Origin of the sequence: uncultured Finegoldia sp., from assembly GCF_947252345.1 — a bacterium.
Taxonomy (GTDB): Bacteria; Bacillota; Clostridia; order Tissierellales; family Peptoniphilaceae; genus Finegoldia.
The window spans coordinates 1-16,613 of the sequence record NZ_CAMXVC010000009.1 but is presented as its reverse complement, the minus strand read 5'-3'; the positions used below and the strand labels follow the sequence as shown (position 1 = coordinate 16,613).

At 31.0% G+C, this 16,613-nt stretch carries 16 protein-coding genes, 2 tRNA genes and 1 other annotated feature; of the genes, 1 reads left to right on the top strand and 17 read right to left on the bottom strand.

Annotation, left to right across the window (positions count from 1 at the left end; all coding sequences use genetic code 11):
• Positions 1-23: 23 nt before the first annotated feature.
• Positions 24-205, bottom strand: a binding site (T-box leader).
• A gap of 53 nt (positions 206-258) precedes the next feature.
• The 13 genes from asnS to mraZ form a co-directional block, all read right to left on the bottom strand.
• On the bottom strand, positions 259-1,644 hold the full coding sequence (asnS, locus tag Q0X02_RS02965) for an asparagine--tRNA ligase (RefSeq protein WP_297811325.1): 1,386 nt from the start codon (positions 1,642-1,644) through the stop codon (positions 259-261).
• A gap of 3 nt (positions 1,645-1,647) precedes the next feature.
• The gene (locus Q0X02_RS02960) at positions 1,648-2,934 is read right to left on the bottom strand and encodes a replication-associated recombination protein A (protein ID WP_297811322.1); all 1,287 of its coding nucleotides are present in this window, start codon (positions 2,932-2,934) and stop codon (positions 1,648-1,650) included.
• 93 nt (positions 2,935-3,027) lie between these two features.
• A complete protein-coding gene (gene nrdR, locus Q0X02_RS02955) occupies positions 3,028-3,480 on the bottom strand; it encodes a transcriptional regulator NrdR (RefSeq protein ID WP_297811319.1) in 453 nt (150 codons plus the stop codon).
• Positions 3,480-4,562: a cell division protein FtsZ gene (gene ftsZ, locus Q0X02_RS02950; protein WP_297811316.1), complete on the bottom strand. Its 1,083-nt coding sequence runs from the start codon at positions 4,560-4,562 to the stop codon at positions 3,480-3,482. The genes nrdR and ftsZ overlap by 1 nt, the downstream gene beginning before the upstream one ends.
• Before the next feature lie 331 nt (positions 4,563-4,893).
• A complete protein-coding gene (locus tag Q0X02_RS02945; RefSeq protein WP_297811313.1) occupies positions 4,894-5,544 on the bottom strand; it encodes a cell division protein FtsQ/DivIB in 651 nt (216 codons plus the stop codon).
• A 61-nt stretch (positions 5,545-5,605) separates the two neighbouring features.
• The gene (gene murG / locus Q0X02_RS02940) at positions 5,606-6,718 is read right to left on the bottom strand and encodes an undecaprenyldiphospho-muramoylpentapeptide beta-N-acetylglucosaminyltransferase (protein ID WP_297811310.1); all 1,113 of its coding nucleotides are present in this window, start codon (positions 6,716-6,718) and stop codon (positions 5,606-5,608) included.
• Entirely contained in the window at positions 6,715-7,833 is a 1,119-nt protein-coding gene (locus Q0X02_RS02935; protein ID WP_297811307.1) for an FtsW/RodA/SpoVE family cell cycle protein, read from the bottom strand. The genes murG and Q0X02_RS02935 overlap by 4 nt, the downstream gene beginning before the upstream one ends.
• 10 nt (positions 7,834-7,843) lie before the next feature.
• The gene (murD, locus tag Q0X02_RS02930; RefSeq protein ID WP_297811304.1) at positions 7,844-9,163 is read right to left on the bottom strand and encodes a UDP-N-acetylmuramoyl-L-alanine--D-glutamate ligase; all 1,320 of its coding nucleotides are present in this window, start codon (positions 9,161-9,163) and stop codon (positions 7,844-7,846) included.
• 7 nt (positions 9,164-9,170) lie between these two features.
• Positions 9,171-10,133 (bottom strand): phospho-N-acetylmuramoyl-pentapeptide-transferase, encoded by a 963-nt coding sequence (gene mraY, locus Q0X02_RS02925; protein ID WP_297811302.1) that lies wholly within the window; start codon positions 10,131-10,133, stop codon positions 9,171-9,173.
• 43 nt (positions 10,134-10,176) lie between these two features.
• Entirely contained in the window at positions 10,177-12,420 is a 2,244-nt protein-coding gene (locus tag Q0X02_RS02920) for a penicillin-binding transpeptidase domain-containing protein (protein ID WP_297811299.1), read from the bottom strand.
• Complete coding sequence (locus Q0X02_RS02915) at positions 12,420-12,809, bottom strand: cell division protein FtsL (protein WP_297811296.1); 390 nt, start codon at positions 12,807-12,809, stop codon at positions 12,420-12,422. The genes Q0X02_RS02920 and Q0X02_RS02915 overlap by 1 nt, the downstream gene beginning before the upstream one ends.
• Before the next feature lie 19 nt (positions 12,810-12,828).
• Positions 12,829-13,767, bottom strand: coding sequence for a 16S rRNA (cytosine(1402)-N(4))-methyltransferase RsmH (rsmH, locus tag Q0X02_RS02910; RefSeq protein WP_297811294.1), 939 nt, complete (start codon positions 13,765-13,767; stop codon positions 12,829-12,831).
• A 7-nt stretch (positions 13,768-13,774) separates the two neighbouring features.
• Entirely contained in the window at positions 13,775-14,206 is a 432-nt protein-coding gene (mraZ, locus tag Q0X02_RS02905) for a division/cell wall cluster transcriptional repressor MraZ (protein WP_297811291.1), read from the bottom strand.
• A gap of 167 nt (positions 14,207-14,373) precedes the next feature.
• Between mraZ and Q0X02_RS02900 the strand changes: the two genes are divergently transcribed.
• Positions 14,374-15,045 (top strand): class A sortase, encoded by a 672-nt coding sequence (locus tag Q0X02_RS02900; RefSeq protein WP_297811288.1) that lies wholly within the window; start codon positions 14,374-14,376, stop codon positions 15,043-15,045.
• A gap of 39 nt (positions 15,046-15,084) precedes the next feature.
• Here the strand turns inward: Q0X02_RS02900 and Q0X02_RS02895 are convergent, their stop codons facing one another.
• The 4 genes from Q0X02_RS02895 to Q0X02_RS02880 all read right to left on the bottom strand — a co-directional run bounded on the left by Q0X02_RS02895 (position 15,085) and on the right by Q0X02_RS02880 (position 16,459).
• Positions 15,085-15,810 carry an HAD family phosphatase gene (locus Q0X02_RS02895; protein WP_297811284.1) on the bottom strand — a complete coding sequence of 242 codons (726 nt, stop codon included), beginning with the start codon at positions 15,808-15,810 and terminating at the stop codon, positions 15,085-15,087.
• Complete coding sequence (locus tag Q0X02_RS02890) at positions 15,807-16,190, bottom strand: hypothetical protein (RefSeq protein ID WP_297811281.1); 384 nt, start codon at positions 16,188-16,190, stop codon at positions 15,807-15,809. Before Q0X02_RS02890 ends, Q0X02_RS02895 begins: the two co-directional genes overlap by 4 nt.
• Before the next feature lie 97 nt (positions 16,191-16,287).
• Positions 16,288-16,363 (bottom strand) — tRNA-Lys (locus Q0X02_RS02885).
• A 20-nt stretch (positions 16,364-16,383) separates the two neighbouring features.
• Positions 16,384-16,459: transfer RNA gene (locus Q0X02_RS02880), tRNA-Lys, on the bottom strand.
• Positions 16,460-16,613: the final 154 nt, after the last annotated feature.

The following is a 16,613-nucleotide window of genomic DNA, read 5'->3' as shown; positions in this document are numbered from 1 at the left end:
AATAAAAAAATCGCCTCTCACTTAGAAGAGACGAAATAAAATTCCGCGGTACCACTCTTATTGGTTAATCCCACTTTGAATCTTTAACGCAGACATACGTATATTTTTCGAATAAACAAGTTCAATAATTTGAAATATTGATTCGCACCTTCCACCAACTCTCTGAAATTTCAAAATTTATTTACTACTTTTATTCAAATATTAATATCAAAAACTTATTAACATAATATCATATTTAAAATATATTTTCAATACTTATTAATATTCACAGTGTCCAACAGTTCTTGGAAATGGAATGACATCTCTAATGTTGGACATTCCTGTCATATACATTACCATTCTTTCAAATCCCAAACCAAATCCACCATGTTTAACTCCGCCGTATTTTCTTAAATCAAGATACCATTTGTATTCTTCTTTATTGAAGCCCAATTCTTCCATCTTCTTATCCAATACATCGTATCTTTCTTCTCTTTGGCTACCTCCTATTAATTCTCCAATTCCTGGAACTAAAAGGTCAGTTGCAGCAACAGTCTTTTGGTCGTCGTTCAATCTCATATAAAAAGCCTTGATTTCTTTTGGATAATCAGTTATAAACACCGGACCATCTACAACTTTTTCACTCAAATATTTTTCGTGTTCTGTTTGTAAATCCATTCCCCATTCAACAGGATATTCGAATTTTTCGCCAGATTTTTGTAATATATCTACAGCTTCTGTATAAGTTAATTTTTTGAATGATTTGTCGGCTACTTTTGTCAATCTTTCTATTAAATTTTTATCTACGAAACTATTGAAAAATTTAATTTCCTCTTTGCAATTTTCCATTACATCTTTGATAATATATCTGACCATATCTTCTGCTAAGTTACAAACATCATCTAATTCAGCAAAACAAATTTCCGGTTCCATCATCCAAAACTCTGCAGCATGTCGAGGGGTATTAGAGTGTTCACTTCTAAATGTAGGTCCAAATGTGTAAACATTTCTAAAAGCCAGTGCATAAGCTTCCGCTTGAAGCTGACCACTTACAGTTAAGTTAGTAGATTTTGAGAAGAAATCATCTGAGAAATCAATATTTCCATCTTTATCTTTAGGGACATTGTTCAAATCCAATGTAGTAACTCTGAACATTTCTCCGGCACCTTCAGCATCACTGCCTGTTATTATTGGAGTATGAACATATACAAACCCTCTCTCATTGAAGAATTTGTGAATAGCAAACGCCAATCTACTTCTCACCCTAAATACAGCGTTAAATGTATTTGTCCTTGGTCTTAAGTGCAATATTGTTCTCAAAAATTCAAAAGTATGTCTTTTCTTTTGTAATGGATAATCATCTGTTGATTCTCCTTCAACTATGATTTTTTCTGCTTGAATTTCAAATGGTTGTTTTGAATTTGGAGTAAGAACCAACTTACCAACCACTATTATTGCAGAGCTCAATTTCAATTTTTCTGCTTTTTCAAAATCGCCAATTTCTTTGTTTACAACAACTTGCACAGGATTGAAAAATGTTCCATCATTTAACTCAATAAATCCTACATTTTTGCTGAATCTTGAATTTTTAATCCAGCCTCCCACTTCTATTTCCTTGTCAGAAAATTTTTCAAAATCTTCAATTAAATCCCTAATTAATATCATTATTTACTCCTCTTTTTTATATATTTTACTTTCAAATCCAATATCTTTCGGATTGTAATATTCAACATCTTTTAATTCATCCGGCAAATACTGTTGGTATGAATCATCATTGTGCGGATACTTGTACCCTACCCCTCTATTTAGCGATTTTGCTCCACTGTAATGAGCATCTTTTAAATAATCTGGAACATCATAAATTTTATTTGCATTTACATCACTTATTGCCTTTTCTATAGCTATATAAGATGTATTTGACTTATCGCTTGTAGCCAAATACACAACTCCATTTGACAAGTTTATCCTGCATTCAGGAAGACCGATGATATTTACAGCGTTAAAAACATCTACCGCAACTCCAAGAGCATCAGGATTTGCCATTCCAATATCTTCAGATGCAAAAATAACCATTCTTCTAGCTATAAATTTTGGGTCTTCACCACAGGCAATCATCCTTGCTAAATAATGCAAAGAAGCATTCACATCTGAACCTCTCATCGATTTAATGAATGCTGACACGACATTATAATGGTCCTCTTCTTTGTCATATTTTAGAATCGGCCTAAATACAGAATTTTTTATCGCACTTTCATCTATATGAATAGTTCCATCTGTTAAGTCCGTGCTTTCTATAGCAATCTCAAGAGAATTTAGCGCACTTCTAGCATCTCCATTTGATGACAGTATTAAATAATCCATCGCTTTTTCATCTATATTAATACTCATATCTTTGAGCTTTTTATCCTCATCAAGAGCAGTCTCGATAATATTTCTAATATCCTCATTTCCCAGCGGTTTTAACTCAATAATCTGACATCTCGATAGAAGAGCTTTATTGACTTCGAAAAAAGGATTTTCAGTAGTGGCCCCAATTAAAGTAATTGTTCCGTCTTCGACAAACCCCAGAAGCGCATCTTGTTGTGATTTATTAAATCTATGAATTTCATCAATAAAAAGAACAGTTTTTTTATTGTACATACTCAGGTTTTTTTTAGCCAAAGATATAACATCTCTTACATCTTTCACACCACTTGAAATGGCAGATAGTCTTTCAAACAAACAATTGGTTTGGTTTGAAATAATTTCTGCAAGAGTTGTTTTGCCAGTTCCTGGAGGTCCGTAAAAAATCATCGATGGAATTTTATCAGCCTTTATAAGTCTGTTCAATAGCTTTCCATCTCCAACTATGTGAGATTGCCCAAAATATTTGTCCAAACTTTTTGGCCTCAATCTATTTGCTAATGGCGAACTATTTTCTTTTTGTAATTGTAAATTATATTCAAATAAATCCAAAATATTTCCCCTTTAACAGTTAATTTATTTATATATTACCACAAAAATCAATTGTCGTTAAATAAAATTAAAGGTCGGACAAAAATCCGACCTTTATTCATCATCTAATTTTGAAATTTCCTCGTTAAAAGATTTAACATCTGTAAATTCTCTGTAAACCGAAGCAAAACGAATATATGCAACTTTGTCAATTTTTTTAAGCTTTCTCATTATCAATTCACCTATCTCAGATGAATCTACCTCCCTTTTATTGCCGTGTGTTAACTCAACTTCTATCTCTTTAGTAGCCTCAAGTAACTTTGAATCTGGAACTGGTCTTTTCTCGCAAGATTTTTTCATTCCACGATACACTTTATCCCTATCAAAAGCTTCTCTATTTTTATCTTTTTTTACAACTGTAAGATTATTAAAATCGTATCTCTCATATGTCGTAAATCTTTTGTGACAATCTATACATTCTCTTCTGCGTCTTACTATTTTGTCATCTTCAGATGCTCTCGTATCCACAACTTTAGTATCAGATGCATTACAGAACGGACACTTCATTAGAATCCTCTTCTCTTTAAGAATGATGGTATTTCGATATCATCTGAATCTTTCTCAGAATGTTCTTCTGATTTTGGTTGTGAACTTTCTTGTTTTTTTGTTGATTTTAATTTGTTTGCCATTGGGTTATCAGAATCAAATCCTGTTGCAATTACAGTAATCTTGATGTCATCTCCTAATGATTCATCAATTCCGGCACCAAAAATAATATTAGCATCAGGATCTACTTCTTCTCTGATTAATTCTGCTGCTTCATTAACTTCAAATAATCCCAATTCTTTTCCAGTAACATTAATTAAAACTGCCTTTGCTCCACCAATTGATGTTTCCAATAAAGGAGACTTAACAGCCAATTTTGCAGCTTCCATAGCTCTATTATCACCATTAGCTTTTCCAATTCCCATATGTGCAATTCCTTGGTTTAACATAATAGATCTTACGTCTGCAAAGTCCAAATTGATTAAATTAGGTACAGCAATCAAATCTGAAATACCTTGAATACCATCCATTAACACTTCATCAGCCATCATAAAAGCTTCTGACATTGTAGTTCTTTTATCTGAAATTTGTAAAAGCTTATCATTAGGAATAATTACCAATGTATCCACTTTACCCTTCAAGGCTTCTATACCTTGTTCAGCTTGCATTTGTCTTTTTCTTCCTTCAAAAGTGAATGGTTTTGTTACAACGCCAACTGTAAGTATTCCCTTTTCTTTTGCAATTTGTGCGACAATTGGAGCAGCACCAGTTCCTGTTCCGCCACCCATACCAGCAGTGACAAATACCATATCAGTTTTATCTAGTGCTTCCTCGATTTCATTTCTGCTTTCTTCAGCAGCTTTCATACCTACTGCAGGATTAGCTCCAGCTCCCAAACCTTTCGTAATCTTGCTTCCAATTTGTAACTTAGTATCAATATCTAAGTTGTTCAAAATTTGCTTGTCAGTATTGACAGCAACAAATTCAACTCCTTGAAGGCCTTCTTCTTTCATTCTTTTGACAGCGTTATTTCCACCGCCACCAACACCGATTACTTTGATTTTTGCCAAATCATTATCTTCTAATTCCATATCAAAAGTCATAACATCCTCCTAATTATTAACTCTAAATTTATTTCTAATGCTTATAGCTTAATTATACTACAAGTTTGTAAAAGTTTTTCCTGTTCAGCTTATTATTATTTTTTAAGTTTTGGTTGTACTTTTAATACATTTTTCTTTGTATATACTATTAAATTCTTTTATTTTCAATATTTGCATTTGTACTTTTTTTGATATCACGGTTAAGTAATATCAATCATACGAATATGGTTTTTTTCTTGTTTTAATATTCAAAATCAATTAATGTATTTAAAATACACCTATACTAAGCACCAAACTTAATAAAAGTTCAAACTAATATTTGAAGATTGGCTTATTCTTCTGTTTGTTTATCGTCCTTGATTGTGAAAAACGGTCTTTGAATATCGCTTACGTTCACAGTTTTCGCATTTATACTTTTAGTACCAATCTGTTTTAGAATTTTAAAAATTTTTATTGATTTTTTTTCTGAATCACCTAAATCACCATATTCAATCAAAATACCTTTTTTTTCGTTTAAAAAAATGCTTTTTACATCATCTACATTTATTTCATTTAATTGATTAAGAACTTTTTGCTCTTTAAGATTTTTAATAAATAAGTAGAAATTTTTATCTGCTTGTAAGTTACTTATCTTTTCAATATTTTGATTTGCTCCAACTATCTTAGGCAGCTTGGTATAATCCACTCTATTTTTATTTTTCACTACGTTGTAATCTGTATCCACAAAAAACTTATCTTTTCCTATTTCAAAATAACAGATATCCTTAGTTTCTTGTATTTTGATTTCAACAAGATTTGGAAGCACTTTTTTTACTTCTGCATTTTTAATGTATGAATTTTCTACGAGTTTGTCGGATAATTTATTTTTTTTCAGTCTGAAAATATTTTGCCCAATATAATCTTTAGTTATGTTATTTAATTCTTGTTTTGTGACTAATTTATTATTGTACACTTTAATTTTTTTAACTGAAAAATAATCCATTGTCAGGATTAGATAGGTGACTAAGAATAGAAAAAATACAACTATAGAAGTTATTAGTATTTTATGCTTTTTCATTGCAATCTACCAATTTGTAAAGTTCATCTACAATATCTTTACAAGCTGTAGGGTAAGACATTTTTTTTGCATTTTCCGATAAGTTTTTAAGAGTATTTTCATCTTTTAATATTGATGTTATCATTTCATAAAGTGAATTTGCATTTAATTCTTTTTCAAGAATAACTTTGCTTGCCCCATTTTTTTCAAATGCTCGTGCATTGTGTTCTTGATGATTTTCTGTTGTGTATGATTTTGGAACTAGAATAGATGCTTTTCCTAAAAAAGAAAGTTCTGCTAATGTAATAGCCCCACTACTTGTTACTATCAAATCACTAACCGCGTATGCTTTATCTATATCATCGATATATGGATATAAATGCAAGTTTTTGTGTTCACTCTTTAATGAGTCTTTTAATTCGTCATAGTTTGATTTTCCAGTTGCCAAGATAACTTCAAAAACATTCTGATTTGCTATTTCATCAGACATTTCAAGTACTATCTTATTTAAAATTTCCGAACCATTGGAACCCCCAAATACAAATACCACTTTTTTGTTTTCTGAAAGTTCATATTTTTTAATCGCTTCTTTTTTCTTTTCTTCAATATTGCTGAATCTATTTCTAATTGGATTTCCCGTAAGTATTGCTTTGTCTTGGTTTTTAAAGAATTTAATAGATTCCTTGAATGTTACAAAGTATTTATCAACGTATCTTGATAATATTCTATTAGTTATACCGGGGTAACTGTTTTGTTCATGAAATGCTACTTTTGCTTTTGTTTTAGTTGCCTTGTATAATATCGGACCACTTACATATCCACCAGTTCCTATAACTAAATCAGGTTTAAATTCTTTTAAAATTTTGCTTGCTTCTCTCAAACCTATAAAAAGTTCCTTTAAGGCTTTAAAGGAATTTATGTTGATTTTTCTTGGTATTCCTCTTACATGAATTGTTTTGAAGTCAATTCCAAGTTGCGGAACAATTGAGCTTTCTAATCCATTTTTTGTTCCAACATATAAGATTTTATTGTTTTTATCTCTTTTTTTTAGTTCTTCTATTAGTGAAATAGCTGGATAAATATGTCCTCCAGTACCTCCACCAGAAACAATTATATTCATTTTTTCTCCTCTATATTTTTTAAATTATTGCTATCAACATTCAAAATTATTCCTACGAGTCCTAACATTATCATTAATGATGTTCCACCGTAAGAGATAAAAGGAAGCGTCAACCCAGTAGGTGGTATTAACCCCGTAACAACTGTCATATTGACGTATGCTTGAATCCCTATCACAAACAATATTCCAGATATAAGCAATCTTAAATAAATATATCTGGTTTTCAATGCAATTCTTATTCCGAAAACCAAAAATGCAAAATATGATATTATTAATACCAAAGCTCCTAAAAACCCAAATTCTTCACAAATTATCGCAAAAATAAAATCATTGTGAGCCTGTGACAAGTACAAAAATTTTTGCTTACTCATACCAAGTCCACTTCCCAAAAAGCATCCATTAGAAACCGCTGCAAGTGATTGTGATAATTGCCATCCTTCATCGTCAAGATGTCCCAAAGGGTCGCTAAAAGCAATAATTCTGTCTATTCTACTGTAGCCTATTTTCACTTTAAATATCGCTAAATACCCTAAAACAATTACTCCAAAAAGAGTCGAGAAAATATATCTTGCATTTAATCCACTTACTAAAAACACGCAAAAAACACTGCCAATTATTACAATTGCCGTTGATAAATCAGGCTGAATAAATACTATCACTCCAGATACACCGGCGAGTAGAATCATTCTGAGGAATCCGTCCTTAAAATTTTTGATTTTACTGATATTTTTAGATATTATCGTTGCCGCTAAATTTACCGATGCGAATTTCAAAAAATCACTTGGCATAAAACTGAAACTTCTTATTTTTATCCATCGTCTGGCGTAATTTATTTCTTTTCCCAAGGGTGTGAATACCAATACACACAATATTAATGAGAAAGCAAAAATCCACAACGCATTCTTTTTATAATTTTGCGTATCATATTTACTTGTAATATACATTACTATAAATCCTAAAATCGCAAATATTCCTTGCCTAAATCCATAATAATACCATTTTTTGTTGTCGCTAATAGCCGTTGGCCAACTCGAACTCAATACCATTATTATTCCGAAAATAGTTAGAAATATAGTAATATAAAGCACTGCTTTCCCGTCTTTTGAAAGTCTCATATAATAGTCCTTATAATTTATTTACCAATTCTTTAAATTCGTTTCCTCTTTCTTCGTAATTGTTGTACATTCCCCAACTTGCACTTGCTGGAGAAAGCAAAACTGTATCATTTTTTTCTGATAATTCATTCGCTTTTTCTACCGCTTGCTTCATATTATCTACTAAAAATATGTTCTTAAAACCATATTGTAATGCTTTTTCTTTAAATAATTCTTTGGTTTGTCCCATCAAGATTATTGCTTTGAATTTATTTTTTCCCGCTATAAAAAAATTATCTAAACTTACTTTTTTATCGTATCCTCCAGCTAAAATAATAATATTATTATCGAATGAGTCGATTGCTTTTACACTGGCATCAACGTTTGTCCCCTTTGAATCGTTGTAGTATTTTACGCCTTGGATTTCTCTTACAAACTCAAGTCTGTGTTCAACTCCTGAGAAACTCATCAAAGTTTTTTTGATATTTTCGTTGTCAATTCCAATTAATTTTGCTAAGCTTACGCAGAATAAAACATTTTGGTAATTATGGTAGCCTATTAATTTCACATCTTTTAACTCAATAATCTTTTGTACTGATGAATCAGAATAGTAAATTGAATCGTCTTTAATGAACGCTCCTTTTTTTACTTCCTTCTTTGTAGATACTTCGTATACATTTGCATTCGTAGTATTTTTGCATTCATCAAAATATTCGTCATCAGAATTTAATACTGCAAAACATTTTTTATCTTGGTTTTTTAAGATTTTTTTCTTCGCATTTACATAATTTTGCATACTTCCGTGCCAGTCGATATGGTCTGGAGTAATATTAATGATACAAGAATATTGAGGTTTGAAATTCTTTGTACTTTCCAATTGAAAACTCGAACACTCGATTACAAAAAAAGTGTCTTTATCGCTGTTGTATATCTCCCACAACATTCCCACGCCGATATTTCCTATGGATATGGCTTTTCTTCCTGAATCATTAAGCATTTTTGTCATAAGGGAAGTAGTCGTTGTCTTTCCGTTGGTTCCTGTTATTGCAACAATTTTAATATCGTCAAATATTCTTTGTGCTAATTCAAGGTCACTGACAACTTCAATGTTCAACTCATTTGCTTTTACAATTACAGGGTTGTCTAATCTAATTCCTGGGCTTTTCAAAATTATATTGTAGTCTTCAATTGTATCTATAGTTTCTACTTTTACTTCAAGTTCTTTAAGTATTTTAGATTTTTCATCATCGATATTATCATCGATTGCTCCTAATTCATATCCTTTTAATTTTAGTGTTTTTAATGCAGAAATTCCCGTTCTAGCTAAACCAAATACCAATATTTTTTTCATATTTCACCTACAATAAATCTATTAAAGTTATCAAGCTTGTTATAATTGAAACCACCATAAAAGTTGATACTATTTTTTGTTCCTTGTATCCTTTTAATTCGTAATGATGATGAATAGGACTCATAAGAAACACTCTTTTTTTATTTCTCAATTTATAACTTGTCATTTGGATTATTACAGATAACACTTCTATCATATAAACGAATCCTAAAATAATTAAATACAAGCTTAATCCATAAGTCGCCATCATCATAACAAGCGCTCCGCCGATAGCCATTGAGCCAGTATCACCCATAAACACTTTTGCAGGATTTGAATTGTATACCAAAAATCCCAACAAACTTCCTGCAAATATGATACTGAATACACTTATTCGCGAACCCAAATGATACATTATAAAACTTGTCGCAATAAATACTGGGACCGAAACAGATGTGGCAAGCCCATCCAATCCATCTGTGAGGTTTGTGGCATTGGATGTTCCCATCATCACAAATATCAAAAATGGATAAGTAATTATTCCAAAATCAACAGTCATATTTAAAAATGGAATTTCCTGTTTGGTAAAATTCGGATTGACTTTTTTTAACAAAAAACAAGCTATAATAGAAAACAACAACTGCAATATCAATTTTTGCTTTTCATTTAAACCAAGTGAGCGTTTCATCACCAATTTCATAAAATCATCAATGAATCCTATTGAACCAAATGCTATCATTCCATAAATAGCTAATAATATTTCGCTGTCAAACAACCTAAAAATCAAAACAGTTATCAAAGTGGATATTATGAAAATAATCCCTCCCATTGTCGGCGTCCCCGCTTTTGAGTAGTGTGATTTTGGACCGTCATCTCTTATTTCTTGGCCAATGTGTTTTTGTCTTAAAATTTTAATGATAAATTTACCTAATATCAATGATATGACTATTGCCACCAACATCGATAATATAATTTCGTTTTTTAAATCCATTTCTCTCTCCTTTTATAATTATTAATTATATCACACGAGAAATTTAATCTTCTTTGTTTTTTTCTTGTTCAATATAAATTTTTATATACGATTTTGGATTTAGTAATTTGTTTTCTTCAGGAACTATTCTGACTACTTTTCCTTTTTTCCCATTTTTGATTTCGATATTTTTAATTCCATAATCTTTTAACGTGTCAACTGCATCTTCGACTCTAAATCCCACTATCTCTGGAATTTTTATTGGTGTATCATCGATTGAGCCCGCTGTAATTCCAATTATACTACCAGAATCCACCTTAGAATATGCAGCTTGTTGTTGTTTTTTAACGATTGAATTGACATTTGAATCCGAATTATCAATTCTTGATTTCAATCCAGCTGAATTTAATTTTTCTACTGCAATTTTAATCGGCAATCCTTCTATATCAGGAACCAAAACTTTTCCATTTTCGTCAGCATCAATTCTTGTTTTATTAATCCTCTTGTATTCTATAATACTTGAAATAATTTTTCCAGCAGATGGAGCACAGACTGCAGAGCCTCCATTTTTCCTTTGAGGTTCGTCAACTACTACAATAATTGTGTATTCTGGATGGTCTGTAGGAAATGATGCGAAAAAAGACGCCGTTGTTTTATTGTCAGTGTATTTTCCGTCAACAATTTTTATGCTCGTACCAGTTTTACCACCGATAGCGTATCCTTTCACCTGTGCTTTTTTACCACTACCATCATCAACAACCCCTTGCAACATTTTATTCATTTCTGCGGATGATTTTGATGAAATTATTTGTCTTTTGACTTTTATATCTATTTTTTCTGTTTTCTTTGTATCTTTAGATATAAATTCCTTCGCAATATGTGGCTCTATCAACATTCCTCCGTTTACGATTGAATTTAATGCAGTTAGCATTTGAATTGGAGTTGCCGATATACCGTGCCCATAAGATAAAGTTGCAAGCCTTGCCGCATCAATTTCTGAAACTTTTTTTGGTGCCAATCCAATTTCCTCAGACGGTAAATCAATATCTGTTTTTTGATTGAATCCAAATCCAGTTATATATTTCTGCATATTAGCTTTACCCAAATCTCTTCCGATGTGAACATAGGCAATGTTACAAGAATTGTTAAACGCTTGTTGAAAAGTTTCGTCGCCGTGAGGATTCCAATATCTCTCACATCTAATAACAACACCCGGTATATCTCTTATAAAACCATTGCAAAAATAATGCGATGAATTTGTTGCGGTGTGTTCTTCTCTTGCTGCCGCACTCGTTATCGTTTTAAAGACACTACCTGGCTCATACGTCCAAGACACAGCTTTGTTCTCCCACATTTTGAAGAAAAATTTGCTTATTTTATTCTCATCGTTTTGTTTTTTCAAATCATTTAACTCATCTATCTGATTTTTTTGAATAGGAGTTTTCGCGTCATTTGGATTAAAACTTGGGAACGAACCCATTCCAAGAACTTCGCCATTATTAGGATTCATAACGATAATAGTTGCACTTTTTGGCTTAAAATTCTCATCAATATCTTTTAAGCTATCTTCTACAAATCCTTGAATAGTACTGTCAATAGTAGTTTTTAAATCAAAACCATTTTGTGGATTTATTATTATCGAACTATCATTTGACAAATCTATAGATTTATTCACGGAACTATTCAAAATTCTCTTGCCCGCTTTTCCCTTTAATTTTGAATTGTAATAGCTTTCTAGTCCAACAACTCCATCATTGTTAAGATTTGTAAATCCCAAAACTTGTGCCAACATTTCTTTGTTCGGATAATATCTTTTTTTCTCTGGCAAAACACTTATAAATTTTTGAGTATCTGTTGGCAATTTTTTTAAATTATCTATTTCAGATTTTGTTAACGAAAATTTTACAAGAGAAGTTTTTCTTTTATCAAGATTTTTTTTCAGCTCATCCTTTTTTATGTTGATGTTTTTTGACAAAGCATCTATCAACTCAGATTTCATCTTCTCATTTAAATATGTAGCATTGACATAAAGATTATTGCTTACAACATTATCTGCCAAAACTTCTCCTTTTCTATCTAGAATTTTTCCCCGTTCTGCTTCTATTTGAATAGTATTTGTACTTTGTCTTGCTGATAATTTCCTGTATTTATCTCCAGCAGGTGTCAATTGAAGATAAACAAGTTTCCCTATAATTAGCACCACAATCGCCATCAATATACAAAATAAAACTACAATACGATAATTGTAGCTTTTATTGAAAATTATATTGATTTTCCCTTTATTCGGATTAACTTTTTTTCTTCTCATTATTTTTCTCCTGACTTCAAATACATAATTTGAGAGTTTTCAGGAAATTGCATCCCCAAACTATTCTTAGCTTTATCTTCAATGTTCTTATTCGTAAGTTTGCTCTCTATATGAGATTTTATCACATCTCTATTTCCTTCTTGAATCATAACTTGATTTGAAATAACGCTTAAATCTTTACTCATACTTTGAATTTTTGAGTAACGATACATTACGAAAATGGATAAACAAATTACCACACAAATCATTATCTTATTGAACGAAGAAAATAAATCTGATTTTCTGCTAGGTCTGTTTAATTTCTTAGTTTTTTCTATTTTTTTTACTTCAAATTGTCTTTTTTCTTCGTATTGTGGAAAAATTTCAATTTTTCTTTGTGCATTTCCCATACCCGACTCCATTTATCGTCTAAATAATTTTTTCAGCCACTCTTAGCTTTGCACTTCTAGCCCTTGAATTTTGTTTTAATTCTTCTTTCGATGGCTCTATAGGCTTTCTTGTAAGTATTTTAATTTCCGGCTTGTGATTGCATACACAAACAGGAATTTCCGGAGGACAAATACATCCTCTCTGCCTATCTTTAAAAATTTCCTTGCAAATCTTATCTTCTAACGAGTGAAAAGTTATAATACAAATTCTTCCACCTAAATTCAACAAATCAATACAATCTCCGACAGCTTTTTCTAATACATCTAATTCCTTGTTGACTTCAATTCTTATAGCCTGAAAGGTTTTTTTAGAACTGTGGCCTTTTTGATTCATCCTAACTTTTTTTGGTATAGCCTTTTCTATAACCTCTACCAATTCAAAAGTAGTCTCAATTGGTTTAATTTCTCTTTCTTTGCAGATAAATTCAGCAATCCTTTTTGCCCATTTTTCATCAGAATATTTGAAAATAATATTTTCCAAATCCTCTTTGGAATATGTATTTACAATGTCTTTTGCGCTTATTGGATTTGATTGGTCCATTCTCATATCTAACTGTGCATCATGCATATAAGAAAATCCCCTCTTATCCTCATCTATTTGATAGGAACTAACTCCAATATCCATCAAAATCCCGTCGACCTTTTCAATCCCAATATTTTGCAAATCTTTTTTTATGTTTTTAAAATTATCCTTAATAAAAACAACTCTATCAGAATAATCTTCAAGTCTTTTTTTCGCAACGTTCAACGCTGTTTCATCTTGGTCAAAACAAATTAATTTTCCGTCTTCTATTTTTTTAACAATTTCTCGTGAATGTCCTGCTCCTCCAACGGTACAATCAACGTAGATTTTTCCAGGTCTAATATTCAAATTTTCAATACATTCATCCAACAAAATTGGCACATGCTTAAATTCCATAATCCACCTACAAATCAAGGTCTGTTAAATCATCTGCTAAATCATCGTAATTCAACGAAGAATCGTCAGAATACTTTTCCCATTTTTCCTTATCCCAAATTTCGATTCTATTGGACACGCCGATAATTGCTACCTCTTTTTTAATACCAGCGTATTTTCTCAATGATTGAGGTATCAAAAATCTTCCTTGCTTGTCAATTTCTTGATTGCTTGCGCCAGAAAAAAACACCCTAGAAAATGCTCGAGCTTGCCTTCTAGTTAACGACAACTTGTTGAGTTTCTCTGTCATTTGAATGAAAGCCAAAACAGGATAAACAAATAAACATTCGTCCATTCCTTTAGTGATAAAAAATTCTTCTCCTATTTCATCTCTAAATTTTGAGGGCATAATTACTCGACCTTTTGAGTCTATATTATGAAAATATTCATTAATAAACATAATTCCCCTCCACTTTAAACCACTTTCATTCCACTACATTAATAGTATCTTTATTATGTGTTGTATTCAATCTTTTTATCCGTTCTGAATATTTGTTCTTATATTGTTTACTAATTCAAATTTATGTGATAGAATACATTATGCAATAATTTTTTATGGAGATGAATATGAGAAAAAAATTCGGAATATTTCTAATGACTGTTGGTATTCTGCTTTTCGCATTGTACTTTGCAGCGAGATTGATACCTACTTATTACAGTGAAAATGATATAAGTCAAGATATATCATCTCAACAAATGGAACAAAATAATAAAAAAGAATTTAAGAATGATTTCGACGCGGTTAATTCTATTAATACAAAAACTTCGTTGTTTAATTTTGCAGCTATAAGTGGAGAGGATGTTATCGGTCAAATCATAATTCCAGACTACAATCTTTCGCTTCCAATACACAGAGGTGTAACAGATGAACATCTATTGAGCGGTGCCGCAACAATGAAGGACAACCAAAAAATGGGTGAAAAAAATTACACTTTAACTGGCCATTATATGAAACGAAATGGTTCGTTGTTCAGTAAAGTGTACGATTTGGAAAAGGGAACAAAGGTCTATATCACTGACAAGAAAAACATATATGAATATGAAATTATTGACAGGAAAGTTACAGATTCGTATGCTTTTTATATGCTAGAAGATAATAGAATTGAAAAGTATAACAATGAGCCTATTTTATCATTGATGACTTGCGATATGCCAAATGACCCTGACAACAGAGTATTTCAGATAGGAAAACTTGTAAAAACTTTTAAATACGACAAAAATTATTTCAAACAAAATTAAATGAAAAATCCTTGCTCACAAATTTGTAGCAAGGATTTTTTAAATATCTAAAACATTACCATATTTTGGAAAATCATATATTACATCTTTTCTTTCGATTATAATTTTCGTTTTATCGTTTATCTTTTCATTAGCTCTAATCATATCAAACAGTTCTCGAGTCGGATTTATCGCAGTAGGCTTTCCCATCATATTTATCATCGAAAAATCCCCTGATGTATCGCCATAGCAATAAGAGTTATCTACATCAATGTTGTATTTTTTTATTATTTCATCGATAACTGTTTTTTTGCTGTTTTTATCCCACATAGGAATAACTTCTCCAGTATACATTCCATTTTTAATAACATATACTGACGCACGATATTCTGTGACGCCGTAGCTATTAGCCATTTCTTTTACCAAAAAATCTGGACTCCCCGAAATGAAAAATACCAGATGACCATTTTCTTTGTGGTATTGAATCATCTTTCTTGTATACCTGTATACTTTTTCTTTAACTTGACTTATTACTTGATTTGATATGAACTCATTAAAATCGCAACTAAATCCTTTTAGTTTGTATTTGTAAACTTCAACCAATTCATTCAAATAATCGTCATAATCTATTTTTCTCTTTTCATAATTTTGATAAGCCGGATAAACTTTTTCGTAATATAATTTTTGATCGATTATTTCAAAATTAATTAGCTTTTTGAAATGTTCAATCATCAATGAGTCTCTGGCTATCGTACCGTCAATATCAAAAAAAGCACCTATTGTCATCTTTTATTGCTCCTAGATTCTTCTACTAATCTGTCAAATTTATCAATTATAGTTCTAAATCCCGAATTTTTCTTGTACACAACTATTGGCTTGATTGTGTCTAATATCATAGATAAAGAAAGACAAATTACAGCCGTAAAAAACGAAAAAACGAACAACATCAAAAACACTAGCCCATATTTGCTCAAAATCGACAAAAATGATAACACAAACAAGACTGCAGAAATAATAAAAAGAAATGTTGTAAAAATGTATTTTTTTTGTTTACTATGTAATTTATTATGAAGAAAATTTACAATAACAATTGAAGCAATAACTATTAAAATAAAAATCAAAGAAAATGCTTTGTACTTCCAAATTACCGATAATATTGATTTCATAATCATCCTCCTTTTGTTATTATATCATATTCAAAACGAATTTTTATGATATTTATAAATATTTACAATAAAAAAATCCGAGATATCTCGGATTGTGTGGTGCGCCTTCAGGGACTCGAACCCTGGGCCCACTGATTAAGAGTCAGTTGCTCTACCAACTGAGCTAAAGGCGCATATTAAGTTGTAAAAAAAGTGGTGCGCCTTCAGGGACTCGAACCCTGGGCCCACTGATTAAGAGTCAGTTGCTCTACCAACTGAGCTAAAGGCGCATATTATTTTGACAACAATATTATTATACACTATTTTAAGAATTTGTAAAGAGTTTTGCCGGCTAAATATATTATGAACATCAAAAAAGGCAGTCAAATTTTGACCTGAACCCGTAAACACGGAATAATTTAATAATATTTTATGCGGAATGTA

Bases quoted from the DNA above. Each gene is read 5' to 3' on its own strand.
- asnS (WP_297811325.1), bottom strand. From the start codon at position 1,644: ATGATATTAATTAGGGATTTAATTGAAGATTTTGAAAAATTTTCTGAC.
- nrdR (WP_297811319.1), bottom strand. From the start codon at position 3,480: ATGAAGTGTCCGTTCTGTAATGCATCTGATACTAAAGTTGTGGATACG.
- ftsZ (WP_297811316.1), bottom strand. From the start codon at position 4,562: ATGACTTTTGATATGGAATTAGAAGATAATGATTTGGCAAAAATCAAA.
- Q0X02_RS02945 (WP_297811313.1), bottom strand. From the start codon at position 5,544: ATGGATTATTTTTCAGTTAAAAAAATTAAAGTGTACAATAATAAATTA.
- murG (WP_297811310.1), bottom strand. From the start codon at position 6,718: ATGAATATAATTGTTTCTGGTGGAGGTACTGGAGGACATATTTATCCA.
- Q0X02_RS02935 (WP_297811307.1), bottom strand. From the start codon at position 7,833: ATGAGACTTTCAAAAGACGGGAAAGCAGTGCTTTATATTACTATATTT.
- murD (WP_297811304.1), bottom strand. From the start codon at position 9,163: ATGAAAAAAATATTGGTATTTGGTTTAGCTAGAACGGGAATTTCTGCA.
- mraY (WP_297811302.1), bottom strand. From the start codon at position 10,133: ATGGATTTAAAAAACGAAATTATATTATCGATGTTGGTGGCAATAGTC.
- Q0X02_RS02920 (WP_297811299.1), bottom strand. From the start codon at position 12,420: ATGAGAAGAAAAAAAGTTAATCCGAATAAAGGGAAAATCAATATAATT.
- Q0X02_RS02915 (WP_297811296.1), bottom strand. From the start codon at position 12,809: ATGGGAAATGCACAAAGAAAAATTGAAATTTTTCCACAATACGAAGAA.
- rsmH (WP_297811294.1), bottom strand. From the start codon at position 13,767: ATGGAATTTAAGCATGTGCCAATTTTGTTGGATGAATGTATTGAAAAT.
- mraZ (WP_297811291.1), bottom strand. From the start codon at position 14,206: ATGTTTATTAATGAATATTTTCATAATATAGACTCAAAAGGTCGAGTA.
- Q0X02_RS02900 (WP_297811288.1), top strand. From the start codon at position 14,374: ATGAGAAAAAAATTCGGAATATTTCTAATGACTGTTGGTATTCTGCTT.
- Q0X02_RS02895 (WP_297811284.1), bottom strand. From the start codon at position 15,810: ATGACAATAGGTGCTTTTTTTGATATTGACGGTACGATAGCCAGAGAC.
- Q0X02_RS02890 (WP_297811281.1), bottom strand. From the start codon at position 16,190: ATGAAATCAATATTATCGGTAATTTGGAAGTACAAAGCATTTTCTTTG.